A 13,978-nucleotide genomic window follows, 5' to 3' on the forward strand; every position below is an offset into this window, starting at 1 on the left:
AGCATCCAAGCGCGATCAGCAAAAGTGGTTTCCGGTTTTGCGAACGATCGCGCTTCAACTGACAAACAAGCGATCAGCAAACGTGGTTTCAGGTTTTGCGTCGTGCCTAGATGCTGCCGCGCATCCTTGCTTCACCCCTTTTGCTGGCGTAATGAGGCGCCCGCGCAAGGGCAGCGCGCCCAAGCGCCGCGACGGGGCCATCCCGCAATCTCAGATCGGACAAGCTCCCGCGATGAACAGGAACTACATCCTCCTCTTTCTGTTCAGCATCCTGATGACCGTCAGCGGGCTGGCAAGCCTGCCGCCGGTCGACCGCGATGAGGCCCGCTTCGTCCAGGCGACCAAGCAGATGGTCGAGACCGGCGACTATATCGACATCCGTCTGCAGGATGTGACGCGCTACAAGAAGCCGATCGGCATCTACTGGCTGCAATCGGCGGCCGTTGCCTTGAGCGGCGAGGGGGCCGAAGCGCCGATCTGGGTCTATCGACTGGTTTCCATGCTCGGCATCGCGTTCGCCGTCGTCGGCATCGGCTGGACGGGCACAAAACTCTTCGGCGCCAATGCCGGTCTGGCCGCCGGGCTGATGATGGCCGCGATCTTCGCCACCGCCTTCGAGGGACGGGACGCCAAGACCGACGCGATGCTTCTGGCCTGCTGCGTGGCAGCCCAAGGCGCGCTGGCGCAGGTTTATCTCGCCGCGCGTCGTAAGGAGCCGGTCGCCGGCCATCTGCCCTGGATATTCTGGATCGCGCAGGGGATCGGTATCCTCATCAAAGGACCTGTCGCGCCGCTTTTGTCGCTGCTGACGGCGGCCGCGCTATTCGCCTTCGAGCGCGACTGGCGCTGGCTCTTGAAGCTGAAGCCGGCGCGCGGTGTCGCAATCGTGCTCGTCATCGTGCTGCCCTGGATCGTCCTCATCAGTTGGAAGAGCGGCGGCGCTTTCTTCCAGGAGGCCCTCGGCAAGGACATGCTGAACAAGGTGGCGCAGGGCGAGGAATCGCACGGCCTGCCGCCCGGCTTCTACATGCTCACCTATTCGCTGTTCATGTGGCCGTTCGGCCTGATCGCGGTTGGTGCCGGGCTGCAGGCGATCAACCGTTTTTGGGACGACCCGCGCCTGCGCTTCTGCCTTGCCTGGTATATCCCGTTCTGGCTGGTGTTCGAGGCGATCCCGACCAAGCTGCCGCATTATGTCATGCCTGCCTATCCCGGCATGGCGTTGCTGGTCGGCTGGCTGCTCACCCTGCCGGCGGACAAGGCCAACGCGCCGCTGAAGCGCTGGCAGACCTGGCTCTGGTGGGCGACCGCCTTCGGCCTTGGCCTAGTGGCGGTCGGGCTGGCCGTGGTGTGCATCGCGGCGCCGATCTATTTCGCCAAGGCTTTTTCCTGGTGGAGCATTCCGGCGGCAATCGCCGCGCTCGTTACCGGATATCTCGCCTTTCCGCGCCAGTTACAGGTGCCGCTCGGGCGCATAGCGGCGATCGCCGTCGGCGCGGGATTAACCTTCAGCCTGCTGTTCGGCGTCATCGCGCCGTCCTTGAAGCCGATCTGGCTGGGCCCTGCGATCAAGGCGGCGGTCGTCGCCAACCGCCCTTGCGATACCACCGTCCTCGCGTCAGCGCCCTATCACGAGCCGAGCCTGGTGTTCCTGGTCGGTACCAACACAGTGCTGACCGATGTCGACGGCGTCGCAAAGCACCTGCTTGCCGATCCGGCCTGCGCGCTGGGCCTAGCCCCGGTCAAGGACGAGCAGAAGCTCAACGACCTGCTTGCCGGGCAGGGCAAGTCGGCGAAGCGGCTGACCGAGATCGACGGGCTCAACTATTCGTCAGGAGACAAGCTGGCGCTCGGCCTTTATCGGGTGGCTCCGTGAGGAATAGTGTCGGGGCTCGAATGCCCCTATAGGCTCAGCCATGTCCGCCGTCGCCCTCTACCGCCGCTCGCTCGGCAACTTCCACGACACGATTGCTATCGTGAAGCGGCGCTTTGCCGTGCGCCCGGCGCGCTACCCCGAGATTCCGTGGCTCGTCTGGATCTCTGCCTGGCTTCTGCTGGCTATAGCCGTCGGCCTCAGCCTGGACAGCGGCGCGGGTAGAATGCGCGGAGAATGGACGCCGGGCTTCGTCCATTTCACCGATTTCTTCACGGATTTCGGCCTGGGCGGCTGGTATCTCATCCCCGCGGCTCTCTGCCTTGTCGCTGCCAATCTGACGGACTGGCGAAGCCTTTCCCGGCGATCGCGCCTGCTCGTGTACAACTGGACGTGCTTTGCCTTCCTGGTACTTTGCGCGGTCGGCCTGTCCGGGCTGGCGGTCAATCTGTTGAAATACGGCATCGGCCGGGCGCGGCCGCTCTATTTCAACGACTTCGGAGTGCTGTCGCTGCATCCCTACGCCATGGATGCGCGCTTCGCCGGCTTTCCGTCCGGCCATGCCACGACGATGGGCGCCGTATTCGGCATCCTGCTGCTTCTGTTCCCAAAACGCTGGCACATCGCACTGGCGGTCACCGCCTGCATTGCCTCGACGCGCGTCTTCGTCGGCGCGCATTATCCGAGCGACACCGTGGCCGGCTTCGGGCTGGGGCTGGCCGTTGCGATTCTCTCAGGGCTGGTGTTCGCCAGGCTCGGTTTCATCTTCCGGCGGCCGTCTTCGACACGGCCGGTGCCGAAGCGCACCTTTCGACTGCTATGGTCCAGCGGGTCGAAGGGCGGCGGAACATCGCCGGCGAGCGAGAGCTGCGAGCAATTGTCGGCTGACCCTTAGAAGCAATTTGCGCTCAGGAGCGTCCGAGGTTCATCTCAGCCGCTTCGGCCGCGGGTCGGCGAGCTCGCCCGCCAGCCGCCGGTCGAGATAATCGGCGCATTCCTCGATCAACTGCTCGGCGTGGTTGGCGAAGAAATGGTTCGCGCCGGACAGCGTCTTCTGCGTGATGGTGATGCCCTTTTGCGTGTGCAGCTTGTCGACCAGCGTCTGCACGTCCTTCGGCGGCGCCACCTTGTCGGCATCGCCGTGGATGATGAGGCCGGACGACGGGCAGGGCGCGAGGAACGAGAAATCGTAGGTGTTGGGCTGCGGGGCGACCGAAATGAAGCCCTCGATCTCCGGCCGGCGCATCAGCAGCTGCATGCCGATCCACGCGCCGAAGGAATAGCCGGCCACCCAGCAGCTCTTGGAATCCGGATGCAGCGACTGCACCCAGTCGAGCGCGGCCGCCGCGTCCGACAGTTCGCCGGTGCCGTGGTCGAACTCGCCCTGGCTGCGGCCGATGCCGCGGAAATTGAAGCGAAGCGTGGTGAAATCGCGCTTCTGGAACATGTAGAAGAGGTCGTAGACGATCTTGTTGTTCATCGTGCCGCCGAATTGCGGGTGCGGGTGCAGCACAATGGCGATCGGCGCGCTCTTTTCCTTGGAAGGCTGGTAACGGCCCTCCAGGCGACCAGCCGGACCGGCGAAAATGACCTCAGGCATAAAATACTCCACATGGCATACGAAGGCGCAAGCCCGGAACTCTTCCTCTGGCCGACAGTCGCTCCGGCCTTGACGCAGGGCAAGCGTCTTCCTAGAAGCTAGTTTAGAATTGTTCAAAACTGACTGGCCGAAACGCCTCCCGCGCCGCAAGCCGGGTAAATAGGACGGCTGGCCTTGCAATTTCAAGGAAATAACGCGCTATCCTCGCGGAATGGCTGCTGACAGGACCGACTGAAGGAAAATGGCCGCAAACCGCGCCTATCTCGACCACAACGCCAGCGCACCTCTCGTTGCAGAGGCGCGGGCAGCGATGGTTGCCGCGCTCGATGCCGCCAATCCGTCGTCGGTCCACAGCGAGGGGCGCACGGCGCGCCGGCTGATCGAGGACGCCAGGCGCGATGTGGCAAGCCTGGTCAACGCCAGGCCCGAGCATGTCGTCTTCACGTCCAGCGCGACGGAGGCCGCATCGACGCTGCTTAGCCCCGACTGGCAGATGGGGCGCGGGTCCGTCCGCATGAGCCATCTCTACGTCTGCGAGGCCGACCATCCTTGCGTGCTCGGCGGCGGACGTTTTCCCGCCGCGCAGGTGACGCGGATCGGCGTCGATCGAAACGGCATTGCCGATCTCGAGGCGCTGACCAGGGCGCTCGCGGCGCATGACAAGGCCAATGGCCTGCCGCTGGTCGCTATCCATGCCGCCAACAACGAGACGGGCGTGATCCAGCCGATCGGCCGCATCGCCGAAGTCGTCAAGGAAGCGGGCGGCGTGCTCGTGGTTGACGCCGTGCAGGCGGCCGGGCGGATTCCGATCGACATGTCAGCCGGTTACGCCGATTATCTGATCCTGTCCTCGCACAAGATCGGCGGCCCGAAGGGCGTCGGCGCCATCGTCGCCGCGGCCGACCTGATGATGCCGAAGCCGCTGATCACCGGCGGTGGCCAGGAGAAGGGCCATCGCGCCGGCACCGAGAATCTTGCCGGCATTGCCGGTTTCGGCGCCGCGGCGCGGGCAGTGCTCGCCGGCCTGGATGAGATCGAAGCGGTCGCGCGCCGTCGCGACGAGATCGAGGCGATCGTCCGGGAGATCGCCCCTGACGCGGAAATCTTTGGAGCAGCGGCGCCAAGGCTTGCCAATACGACATTCTTCGCTATTCCCGGCATCAAGGCCGAGACGGCGCAGATCGCCTTCGATCTTGCCGGCGTGGCGCTGTCGGCCGGCTCTGCCTGCTCGTCGGGGAAAGTCGGGCCAAGCCATGTGCTGAAGGCGATGGGGCGTGGCGACAGCCTCGGCGCCTTGCGCGTCTCGATCGGCCGCGCGACCCGCGCCGAGGAGATCGCGGCGTTTCGGGCAGCCCTTGCGGGCATAGCCGCGCGCCGGGCTGGGAAAGAAAAAGCTGCCTGACGGCGGCAAGAGCATCGGACAAGAGGTCGCGCGCGGCTCTCGAATCCGGTTCTTCGAATGAAATTCAGGCCATCCGGCCTGGTAGAGCCGTGCGTTTCGTCCTGGATGGGTGAATTCCCGGCGGAAACGCACTATATGGAGCTTACTCCGCTGTCAGTTCCCTCGGGGACTGATCCCAGCGGTGCCATAGTTTGAAAACTGCCGGGCCTTGACCCCGGCGTGGATGGAGAACGCTTATGCCTGCTGTGCAGGAGACGATCGATCGAGTCCGAAAGATCGACGTCGACCAGTATAAATACGGATTCCAGACAGAGATCGAGATGGACAAGGCCCCCAAGGGCCTGAGCGAAGAGATTATTCGCTTCATCTCGGCGAAGAAGGGTGAGCCGGACTGGATGCTGGAATGGCGTCTGGGGGCCTATCGGCGCTGGCTGACGCTGGAAGAGCCGACCTGGGCGCGCGTCCACTATCCGAAGATCGACTTCCAGGACATCCACTACTACGCGGCGCCGAAGAGCACGCCCGGTCCGAAGTCGCTGAGTGAGGTCGATCCTGAACTGCTCAAGGTCTACGAGAAGCTCGGCATCCCGCTGAAGGAACAGGAAATCCTCGCGGGCGTGCAGAAGACTGAAGAGTCCGAGCTGGAGGAAGCCAACGACAACGTCTACAAGTCGGGCCGGGTCGCGGTCGACGCGGTGTTCGATTCGGTCTCGGTCGTCACAACCTTCAAGAAGGAGCTGGCCGAGGCCGGCGTCATCTTCTGCTCGATCTCGGAAGCGATCCGCGAGCATCCGGAGCTGGTGCAGAAATATCTGGGTTCCGTCGTGCCGACCTCGGACAATTTCTATGCAACGCTGAATTCGGCCGTGTTCACGGACGGCTCGTTCGTGTTCGTGCCGAAGGGCGTGCGTTGCCCGATGGAGCTCTCGACCTATTTCCGCATCAACGAGAAGAACACCGGCCAGTTCGAGCGCACGCTGATCATCGCCGAGGAGGGGGCTTATGTTTCCTACCTCGAAGGCTGCACGGCGCCGCAGCGTGACGAGAACCAGCTGCATGCCGCGGTGGTCGAGCTGATCGCGCTCGACGATGCCGAGATCAAATATTCGACGGTGCAGAACTGGTACCCCGGCGACGCCGAGGGCAAAGGCGGTATCTACAATTTCGTCACCAAGCGCGGCGACTGCCGCGGCGACCGCTCGAAGATCTCGTGGACGCAGGTCGAGACCGGCTCGGCCATCACCTGGAAATATCCGAGCTGCATCCTGCGCGGCGACGATTCCAGCGGCGAGTTCTATTCGATCGCCGTGTCGAACGGCTACCAGCAGGTGGATAGCGGCACCAAGATGATCCATCTCGGCAAGAACACGTCGAGCCGCATCATCTCCAAGGGCATCGCCGCCGGCTATTCGCAGAACACCTATCGCGGCCAGGTCTCGGCGCACCGCAAGGCGACCAACGCGCGCAACTTCACCAACTGCGACTCGCTGCTGATCGGCGACCAGTGCGGCGCGCATACCGTGCCCTACATGGAAGCCAAGAACGCGACGGCGCAGTTCGAGCACGAGGCGACGACGTCGAAGATTTCCGAGGACCAGAAATTCTACGTCATGCAGCGCGGCATCCCGGAGGAAGAGGCGATCGCGCTGATCGTCAACGGCTTCGTCAAGGACGTCATCCAGCAGCTGCCGATGGAGTTCGCCGTCGAGGCGCAGAAGCTGATCGGCATCAGCCTAGAGGGTTCGGTCGGCTGACCGCGAAAGATATTCAGGAAAAAAATATGCTTGAGATCAAGAATTTGCATGCCCGCATCGTCGACGACGGCACCGAGATTATTCGCGGCCTGGACCTGACGGTCAAAGCCGGTGAGGTCGCCGCCATCATGGGCCCGAACGGCTCGGGCAAATCGACGCTGTCCTACATTCTTGCCGGCCGCGAGGACTATGAAGTCACCGAAGGCGACATCCTTTATAACGGCCAGTCGATCCTCGAAATGGATCCGGCCGAACGCGCCACCGCCGGCATCTTCCTCGCCTTCCAGTATCCGATGGAGATACCGGGCGTCGCGACCATGGAATTCCTGAAAGTGGCGATGAACGAGCAGCGCAAGGCGCGCGGCGAGGAGCCGCTGAAGATCCCGGAATTCCTGAAGCGCGTGAAGGACGCCGCCGGCTTGCTCAACATGGACATGAACATGCTGAAGCGGCCGCTCAATGTCGGCTTCTCCGGCGGCGAGAAGAAGCGCGCCGAAATCCTGCAGATGAAGCTCCTGGAGCCGAAACTCTGCGTGCTCGACGAAACCGATTCCGGGCTCGACATCGACGCGCTCAAGATCGTCGCCGATGGCGTCAATGCGCTGCGCTCACCGGACCGCGCCATCGTCGTCATCACCCACTACCAGCGACTGCTCGAGCACATCGTGCCGGACAGCGTGCACGTGCTCTACAAGGGCCAGGTCATCAAGTCGGGCGACAAGTCGCTGGCGCTCGATCTCGAAACCAACGGTTATGCCGGCGTGATCGGGCAAGCCGCGTGAGACGGGGCCAAGTGAGGCGAGAGCAATGAACATGCATGCACAGCCCCAGCGGACACTGGCCGAGACGGCGCTTATCGATGCCTTCGGCGAGCGGCTGTCGCTGCTGCCCGGCGATGGCGCGGTGATGGTCAAGCGCGACGACGCGATCGAGGCGATCAAGCACGGCCTGCCGACGCGGCGCGTCGAATCCTGGCACTACACGGACCTGCGCCGGCTGCTGACCTCGGTGCCGGCCTTCGAGACCGACGGCATCGCAAAGGCGCTCGATCCGGTCCTCGACAGTTCCGCCGTGCTGCCAGTGCTGAACGGGGTCTCTAACAGCAAGCTGCCCGAAATCGATGGCGTCACGGTGCAGCGTCTATCGGAAAAGCTGACCGACGGCAGCGTCGCGCCCGGGCTCGATCGCTATGGCGCCGACGACGCGATCGGCGCGCTGAACACGGCCTTCGTCGCCGACGGCTATTTCGTCGATATCGCCGACGGCACCCAACTGGAAAAGCCGATCGAGCTGCAGAACCTGCAGTCCGGCGGCCAGGCGCATGTGCGGCTGCTGACGCGCGTCGGCGCCGGCGCCAAGGCGATCATCGTCGAGCGCCAGGCGGGCGAGGGCAGCGATGCCCTCATCAGCTCGGTGAGCCAACTCGTCCTCGACGAAGGCGCCGAGGTGACCTGGCTGATCGTGCAGGAGCAGCCGGACACGGCCACGCATCTCGCCCAGTTCAAGGCGCATATCGGCAAGGATGCGAAACTCACGCTGTTCATCATGAATGCCGGCGGCAAGCTGGTGCGCCAGGAAGTCGTGGTCAGGACCACGGGTGAAGGCGCGGATTTCAAGCTGCGCGGCATCAACCTTCTGGCCGGCGACACGCATACCGACACCACCATGGTGCTCGATCACGCGGTGCCGCATACGACGTCCACCGAAGTGATGCGCAACGTGGTGACCGGCAAGGCGCGCGGCGTCTTCCAGGGGCGCATCAACGTCCATCAATACGCGCAGAAGACCAACGCCAAGATGGCCTGCAACACGCTGCTTCTGTCGGACGACGGCGAGTTCTCGACCAAGCCGGAGCTGGAAATCTTCGCCGACGACGTCGTCTGCGGCCATGGCGCGACCGTCACCGAGATCGACCACGACCATCTGTTCTACCTGATGGCGCGCGGCATCAACGAGAAGACCGCGCGTGGCCTGCTGGTGAAGGCCTTCGTGGCGGAAGTCATCGAGGAATTGGACGACGAGGCGCTGGTCGAGGCGTTGGAAGCGCGGCTCGACGGCTGGTTTTTGACGCACGGGTGAAGCGGTCGAGGCGCGGCCTCGACCGCACCCCTCATCCGTCTTGGCGCTTACGCGCCAATCCACCTTCTCCCACAAGGGGAGAAGGCAAAGTGCTAGACCTTCTCCCCTTGTGGGAGAAGGTGGCCGAGCGAAACTCGGTCGGATGAGGGGTGTTGGAAGGATCTCGGCCTTGGCCGGCAAGGACTTCGAAATGGACCAGAAGATCGAAACCGCTCCCTATGACGTCGAGGCGATCCGCCGCGATTTCCCGATCCTGTCGCGTCAGGTCTACGGCAAGCCGCTTGTCTATCTCGACAACGGCGCCTCGGCGCAAAAGCCGCAAGTGGTCCTCGACACCATCCAGCACGCCTATTCCCAGGAATACGCCAACGTCCATCGCGGCCTGCATTTCCTGTCGAACGCCGCGACCGACGCTTATGAGAAAGCCCGCGAGACCATGCGGCGCTTCCTCAATGCGCCAAGCACGGACAACATCGTCTTCACCTCCAACACCACCTCGGCGATCAACACGGTCGCCTACGGCTACGGCATGCCGAGGATCGGCGAGGGCGACGAGATCGTGATCTCGATCATGGAGCATCACTCCAACATCGTGCCGTGGCATTTCATCCGCGAGCGGCAGGGCGCGAAGCTCGTCTGGGTGCCGGTCGACGATCTCGGCGCCTTCCACATCGAGGAATTCGAGAAGCGGCTGACCTCTCGCACAAAGCTTGTCGCCATCACCCATATGTCCAACGCGCTGGGCACGGTGACGCCGATCAAGGAGATCGTGCGCATCGCGCATTCGCGCGGCATCCCGGTGCTCGTCGACGGCAGCCAGAGCGCGGTGCATATGCCGATCGACGTGCAGGATCTCGACTGCGACTTCTTCGTCTTCACCGGCCACAAGGTCTACGGCCCGTCGGGCATCGGCGTGCTCTACGGCAAGAAGCACATGCTGGAAGAGATGCGCCCCTTCATGGGCGGCGGCGAGATGATCGAGGAGGTGACGCAAGACATCGTCACCTACAACGAGCCGCCGCACCGTTTCGAGGCCGGCACGCCGCCGATCGTGCAGGCGATCGGGCTGGGCGCGGCGTTGGAGTACATGGAAAAGGTCGGCCGCGAGCGCATCGCTGCGCACGAGGCGGACCTCAAGACTTATGCGCATGAACGGCTGCGGGCGATCAACTCGCTGCGCATCTTCGGCGATGCGCCTGACAAGGGCGCCATCATCTCGTTTGAATTGCAAGGTATCCATGCCCACGACGTGTCGATGGTGATTGATAGGCAGGGCGTGGCTGTCCGCGCGGGCACCCATTGTGCCCAGCCGCTGTTGAAACGCTTTGGTGTCACCTCCACATGCAGGGCATCGTTCGGCATGTACAACACCAAGGCCGAAGTCGACGCTTTGGCCGATGCGCTGGAAAAGGCGCGAAAGTTCTTCGGATGACGACCATGGAAGATGCGAGCACCACCGCAGAGACCGCACCGGAAACGGCCGGAAACGGCGTCGTCTCGGCCTCGGCTATCCCCGCCGACGAACTGGCGCGGCTGACCGACGATATCGTCTCGGCGCTGAAGACGGTCTATGATCCGGAAATCCCGGCCGACATCTACGAGCTCGGCCTCGTCTACAGGATCGACGTCGAGGACGACCGCACGGTAAAGATCGACATGACGCTGACCGCGCCAGGCTGCCCGGTGGCCGGCGAGATGCCGGGCTGGGTCGAGAATGCCGTTGGCGCCGTCGAGGGCGTTTCAGGCGTCGAGGTCAACATGGTGTTCGATCCGCCGTGGACGCCGGACCGCATGTCTGAAGAGGCTCAGGTCGCGGTCGGATGGTATTAGTTGTCTTGACGCAATTCCGGACGGAAAACCGCTACGCACTTTTCCTGGAATTGCTCTGGCAAAGGCACGAGAAGATCGGCTGACTTGCAGCGAAGGTGAAATTTCACCATCTTAAAGGCAGACTCATTCCGCGGGCCTTGAACCCGCGCGAACGTGGAGAATGACATGGGACGCTTCGCCGTCATCACGATGACCGACAAGGCCGCCGACCGGGTACGCGAGATCGTCGCCACGCGCGACAACGCGCATGGCATCCGCCTCGGTATCAAGAAGGGCGGCTGCGCCGGCATGGAGTACACGATCGATCTGGTCACCGAGCCGAATTCCAAGGACGACCATGTCGAGCGCGACGGCGCGCATGTCTATGTGGCGCCGGAAGCCGCGCTTTTCCTGCTCGGCACCGAGATGGATTTCGAGCAGACGACGCTGCGCACCGGCTTCACCTTCAAGAATCCGAACCAGAGTTCGGCCTGCGGCTGCGGCGAATCCGTCGAGCTGAAGCCGGCTGATCTGAAGGCGCTGGCGGACGCGCGCGCTTCGGCCTGAAAAGCTAATCCAACCACATGCCTGTCCGCTTGTGCCAGTCGGCGATCGATTCCTCGGGATAGACGTCGAACACCTTGTCGTTCTTGCCGATCTCGGGCTCCACCCAGTTGGCCTTGTATTTCAGCATCAGATGGACCTTTTCCGGCGGCTTGGGCAGATCGCTGTCGATCGCCGAGGCGAAGGGGTGGACGAGGTCCGGCCAGGTCGGGTCGTAGAGCCAAAGTGCTGCCCCGCACTTGCGGCAGAAATTGCGCTCGCCGGTCGAGACCTCGCAATGCGGGTGCTCGTCGTCCTCGATCTGGGCGCGGTAGACGCCGAGGCTGCGTTTGCCCGTGATGTTCAGCGTCTCGTAGTCGGCGCCGAGATTGATCGCGAAACCGCCGCCGCCCTGCTGCTTGCGGCAGATCGAGCAGTAGCAGAGCATGAACGGCACCGGCGTGTGGCTTTCCACCTCGAAGCGGACGGCGCCGCAGCGGCAGGAGCCTTTGAGCAGGACGGGCATGGCGGCAACTCCGATTTCGGATCTCAACCTGTCAGCATGCTTTTGGTTGCGGCGATGACAAGGGCCCATGCCGAATGAGATGATTGCGCATGGACGATGCACGCCTTGAAGAGTTGTTCGAAAGCCTGGGGCCGATCAGCATCCGCAAACTGTTCGGCGGCAAGGGCATCTATTGCGACGGCGTGATCGTCGCCGTCGTCGTGCGCGGCGAGCTTATGCTGAAAGCCGACGAGGAGACGATCCCGGATTTCGAAGCGGCCGGCTGCAGCCAGTGGACCTATACCGGCTCGCGGCACGGCAAGGAGGTGGCGATGCCCTACTGGAGCGTGCCGGACAGCGCCTTCGACGATCCAGATGAAATGGCGGTGTGGGCGCGGCGCGCTTATGAGGCTGGACGGCGCGCGGGGAGATAAAGCCTACAGCGCCTTCGCGATCTCCGCCGCCAGCCGCGCATTGTTCTCGACCAGCGCTATGTTGGTTTTCAGGCTGCGGCCGCCGGTGAGCTCCAAAATCTTCGACAGCAGGAAGGGCGTCACCGCCTTGCCGGTGACATTCTGCGCCTCGGCGGCCTTCTGCGCGGCCTGTATATAGCCGTCCATCTCGGCGGCCGGGATTTCCTCGTTTTCCGGAACCGGATTGGCAACCAGAACGCCGCCGCTCAAGCCCAGCGCCTGCCGTGTCCGGTAGAAATGCGCGATGTCTTGCGGCGCATGCAGCGTCAGCGGCGCGCGGAACGGCGAATGCCTGGACCAGAAGGCCGGCATAGTCTCGCAGCCATGGCCGATAACCGGCACGCCACGCGTTTCCAACACTTCCAGCGTCTTCTCGATGTCGAGGATGGCCTTGGCGCCGGCCGAGACGACGATAACCGGCGTGCGCGCCAGCTCGTCGAGGTCGGCCGAGATATCAAAGCTCTTTTCGGCGCCCTTGTGGACGCCGCCGATGCCGCCGGTGGCGAACACTTTTATCCCGGCCATTTGGGCCGCGATCATGGTGGCGGCAACCGTGGTGCCGCCGGTGCGCTTTTGAGCGACGGCGAAGCCGATGTCGGCGCGCGACAGCTTCATGGCGTCGCCGGTCATGGCGAGCGATTCGCGCTCGCCGTCGGAAAGGCCGATCTTGATGCGGCCGTCGACCACCGCGATCGTCGCCGGCACCGCGCCGCCGTCGATAATGATCTGCTCGACCTTGGCCGCCATCGCGCCATTATCGGGGTAGGGCATGCCATGGGTGATGATGGTGCTTTCCAGCGCCACCACCGGTCGCCCGGCGGCAAGCGCCTCGGCCACAGGCGGGTGGGTGTCGATGAAGGGGCGGGCGGTTTCCGGCGTCATGTCTGTCTCCGATCGAAGCGCCTAACGCTTCGGCAAGGTGATCTGGTGGCCCTATGCCACCTCCCGCGCCTCCGGCACAAGGGCCAGCGCTTGGCCGAAACTGGCGGCGGTGAATGACGGGACAGCCTCGGCGCTTTCGATGGCGAGCATTGCCGCCGCAACGCCTTCGCGCAGCGCTGCCCGCAAAGGCAGGCCGCGCAGCAGCGCGGCAACCGTGGCCCCTGTCAGCGCGTCGCCGGCCCCGGTCACGTCGGCGACACGTCGCGGCGCGGGCGGGTCGATGGAAAAGACGCCAGCCTCGTCGAAGCCCAGCACCGGAGCGCTGCCGGCCGTCACCACACCCGCCGCCAGCCCCGCGCGCCTGAGCGCATCGACAAGATCCTGCCCGGACATATCCGCGCCGGTGAGCGCCCCGGCCTCGCGGCGGTTCATGAACAGCAGCGCCAGACTGCCGAGCAGCGGCGCCAGCCGCACGACCTTGGCCGGCGAGATGGCGATGGCGAAGACAGGCCTGCCGCCGGCTTGCGTCATCAATCGCTCGAGCGCCGCCGTCGGCAGGTTCGCGTCGCACAGGATCGCGTCCGCCTCGGCGATCGCCTCGCGCAGCTTGGCGCGGCGGATCTGCTTGGGGAAGGCGAGATCGTAGAGGCCCATATCGGCAAAGCCGACGATAAGCTCGCCCTCGCTGTCGATCAGCGCCGTATAGCTCGGCGTCGTGCGGTCGAGAAACACCACCGAAAGATCGTCGATGCCGGCGCCGGCGATCGCCGATGCGACGGTCTCGGCCGCCGCATCGCCGCCGCGCACCGAAAGCAGCGAGGCCGACACGCCGCGCTTCACCACGCTGCGCAGCGCGTTGAAGACGCCGCCGCCGACCTCCTCGCGCATGATGCCGGGGTTGGAGGCGGCGGGCACATAGGCGCCCGACACCTGGCCGCGCCTGTCGATATGGGCGCCGCCCAGCGCCAGGATTCTTGGGGATGTCGGCATGCCGCGGAGGTAACCTTCGTTGATTGTTCGCGTGCGCACACTAGGTTTCTGCGCATCGCCCCGCAATC

The 13,978-nt window shown here is 64.1% G+C and carries 14 protein-coding genes; 10 read left to right on the forward strand and 4 right to left on the reverse strand.

What is annotated here, in order from left to right; translation table 11 throughout:
- Window positions 1-232: 232 nt before the first annotated feature.
- Window positions 233-1,876: an ArnT family glycosyltransferase gene (locus EH240_RS09725; RefSeq protein WP_124997572.1), complete on the forward strand. Its 1,644-nt coding sequence runs from the start codon at window positions 233-235 to the stop codon at window positions 1,874-1,876.
- A 40-nt stretch (window positions 1,877-1,916) separates the two neighbouring features.
- Window positions 1,917-2,768 (forward strand): phosphatase PAP2 family protein, encoded by an 852-nt coding sequence (locus tag EH240_RS09730; protein ID WP_124997574.1) that lies wholly within the window; start codon window positions 1,917-1,919, stop codon window positions 2,766-2,768.
- A gap of 30 nt (window positions 2,769-2,798) precedes the next feature.
- On the opposite strand, the gene EH240_RS09735 is transcribed toward EH240_RS09730, so the two are convergent.
- Entirely contained in the window at window positions 2,799-3,473 is a 675-nt protein-coding gene (locus EH240_RS09735) for an alpha/beta hydrolase (RefSeq protein WP_124997576.1), read from the reverse strand.
- Window positions 3,474-3,714: 241 nt separating this feature from the next.
- Between EH240_RS09735 and EH240_RS09740 the strand changes: the two genes are divergently transcribed.
- The 7 genes from EH240_RS09740 to sufA all read left to right on the forward strand — a co-directional run bounded on the left by EH240_RS09740 (window position 3,715) and on the right by sufA (window position 11,084).
- On the forward strand, window positions 3,715-4,875 hold the full coding sequence (locus EH240_RS09740; protein ID WP_124997578.1) for a cysteine desulfurase family protein: 1,161 nt from the start codon (window positions 3,715-3,717) through the stop codon (window positions 4,873-4,875).
- 236 nt (window positions 4,876-5,111) lie between these two features.
- Window positions 5,112-6,629 (forward strand): Fe-S cluster assembly protein SufB, encoded by a 1,518-nt coding sequence (gene sufB / locus EH240_RS09745; protein ID WP_124997580.1) that lies wholly within the window; start codon window positions 5,112-5,114, stop codon window positions 6,627-6,629.
- A 26-nt stretch (window positions 6,630-6,655) separates the two neighbouring features.
- Entirely contained in the window at window positions 6,656-7,411 is a 756-nt protein-coding gene (sufC, locus tag EH240_RS09750) for a Fe-S cluster assembly ATPase SufC (RefSeq protein ID WP_124997582.1), read from the forward strand.
- Between the two features lie 25 nt (window positions 7,412-7,436).
- Complete coding sequence (sufD, locus tag EH240_RS09755) at window positions 7,437-8,708, forward strand: Fe-S cluster assembly protein SufD (RefSeq protein ID WP_124997584.1); 1,272 nt, start codon at window positions 7,437-7,439, stop codon at window positions 8,706-8,708.
- Between the two features lie 190 nt (window positions 8,709-8,898).
- Window positions 8,899-10,140 (forward strand): cysteine desulfurase, encoded by a 1,242-nt coding sequence (locus EH240_RS09760; protein WP_124997843.1) that lies wholly within the window; start codon window positions 8,899-8,901, stop codon window positions 10,138-10,140.
- A 5-nt stretch (window positions 10,141-10,145) separates the two neighbouring features.
- The gene (locus EH240_RS09765; RefSeq protein ID WP_124997586.1) at window positions 10,146-10,538 is read left to right on the forward strand and encodes an SUF system Fe-S cluster assembly protein; all 393 of its coding nucleotides are present in this window, start codon (window positions 10,146-10,148) and stop codon (window positions 10,536-10,538) included.
- Between the two features lie 165 nt (window positions 10,539-10,703).
- Entirely contained in the window at window positions 10,704-11,084 is a 381-nt protein-coding gene (sufA, locus tag EH240_RS09770; protein WP_124997588.1) for a Fe-S cluster assembly scaffold SufA, read from the forward strand.
- Between the two features lie 4 nt (window positions 11,085-11,088).
- Here the strand turns inward: sufA and EH240_RS09775 are convergent, their stop codons facing one another.
- On the reverse strand, window positions 11,089-11,586 hold the full coding sequence (locus EH240_RS09775) for a GFA family protein (protein WP_124997590.1): 498 nt from the start codon (window positions 11,584-11,586) through the stop codon (window positions 11,089-11,091).
- Between the two features lie 89 nt (window positions 11,587-11,675).
- Here EH240_RS09775 and EH240_RS09780 point away from each other — a divergent pair, with 89 nt between their 5' ends.
- Window positions 11,676-11,999, forward strand: a complete 324-nt coding sequence (locus tag EH240_RS09780) for a TfoX/Sxy family protein (protein ID WP_124997592.1) — start codon at window positions 11,676-11,678, stop codon at window positions 11,997-11,999.
- A 3-nt stretch (window positions 12,000-12,002) separates the two neighbouring features.
- Here the strand turns inward: EH240_RS09780 and EH240_RS09785 are convergent, their stop codons facing one another.
- Together EH240_RS09785 and EH240_RS09790 are read right to left on the reverse strand one after the other, a co-directional pair.
- Entirely contained in the window at window positions 12,003-12,920 is a 918-nt protein-coding gene (locus tag EH240_RS09785) for a pseudouridine-5'-phosphate glycosidase (RefSeq protein ID WP_124997594.1), read from the reverse strand.
- 51 nt (window positions 12,921-12,971) lie between these two features.
- Entirely contained in the window at window positions 12,972-13,910 is a 939-nt protein-coding gene (locus EH240_RS09790; RefSeq protein WP_124997596.1) for a carbohydrate kinase family protein, read from the reverse strand.
- Window positions 13,911-13,978: the final 68 nt, after the last annotated feature.

The organism is Mesorhizobium tamadayense, assembly GCF_003863365.1.
Classification (GTDB): Bacteria; Pseudomonadota; Alphaproteobacteria; order Rhizobiales; family Rhizobiaceae; genus Mesorhizobium; species Mesorhizobium tamadayense.

Coding starts and splice junctions, on each gene's coding strand:
- EH240_RS09785 (WP_124997594.1), bottom strand. CDS start 12,920: ATGACGCCGGAAACCGCCCGCCCCTTCATCGACACCCACCCGCCTGTG.
- EH240_RS09775 (WP_124997590.1), bottom strand. CDS start 11,586: ATGCCCGTCCTGCTCAAAGGCTCCTGCCGCTGCGGCGCCGTCCGCTTC.
- EH240_RS09780 (WP_124997592.1), top strand. CDS start 11,676: ATGGACGATGCACGCCTTGAAGAGTTGTTCGAAAGCCTGGGGCCGATC.
- sufA (WP_124997588.1), top strand. CDS start 10,704: ATGGGACGCTTCGCCGTCATCACGATGACCGACAAGGCCGCCGACCGG.
- EH240_RS09740 (WP_124997578.1), top strand. CDS start 3,715: ATGGCCGCAAACCGCGCCTATCTCGACCACAACGCCAGCGCACCTCTC.
- EH240_RS09730 (WP_124997574.1), top strand. CDS start 1,917: ATGTCCGCCGTCGCCCTCTACCGCCGCTCGCTCGGCAACTTCCACGAC.
- EH240_RS09765 (WP_124997586.1), top strand. CDS start 10,146: ATGGAAGATGCGAGCACCACCGCAGAGACCGCACCGGAAACGGCCGGA.
- EH240_RS09790 (WP_124997596.1), bottom strand. CDS start 13,910: ATGCCGACATCCCCAAGAATCCTGGCGCTGGGCGGCGCCCATATCGAC.
- sufC (WP_124997582.1), top strand. CDS start 6,656: ATGCTTGAGATCAAGAATTTGCATGCCCGCATCGTCGACGACGGCACC.
- EH240_RS09760 (WP_124997843.1), top strand. CDS start 8,899: ATGGACCAGAAGATCGAAACCGCTCCCTATGACGTCGAGGCGATCCGC.
- sufD (WP_124997584.1), top strand. CDS start 7,437: ATGAACATGCATGCACAGCCCCAGCGGACACTGGCCGAGACGGCGCTT.
- EH240_RS09735 (WP_124997576.1), bottom strand. CDS start 3,473: ATGCCTGAGGTCATTTTCGCCGGTCCGGCTGGTCGCCTGGAGGGCCGT.
- sufB (WP_124997580.1), top strand. CDS start 5,112: ATGCCTGCTGTGCAGGAGACGATCGATCGAGTCCGAAAGATCGACGTC.
- EH240_RS09725 (WP_124997572.1), top strand. CDS start 233: ATGAACAGGAACTACATCCTCCTCTTTCTGTTCAGCATCCTGATGACC.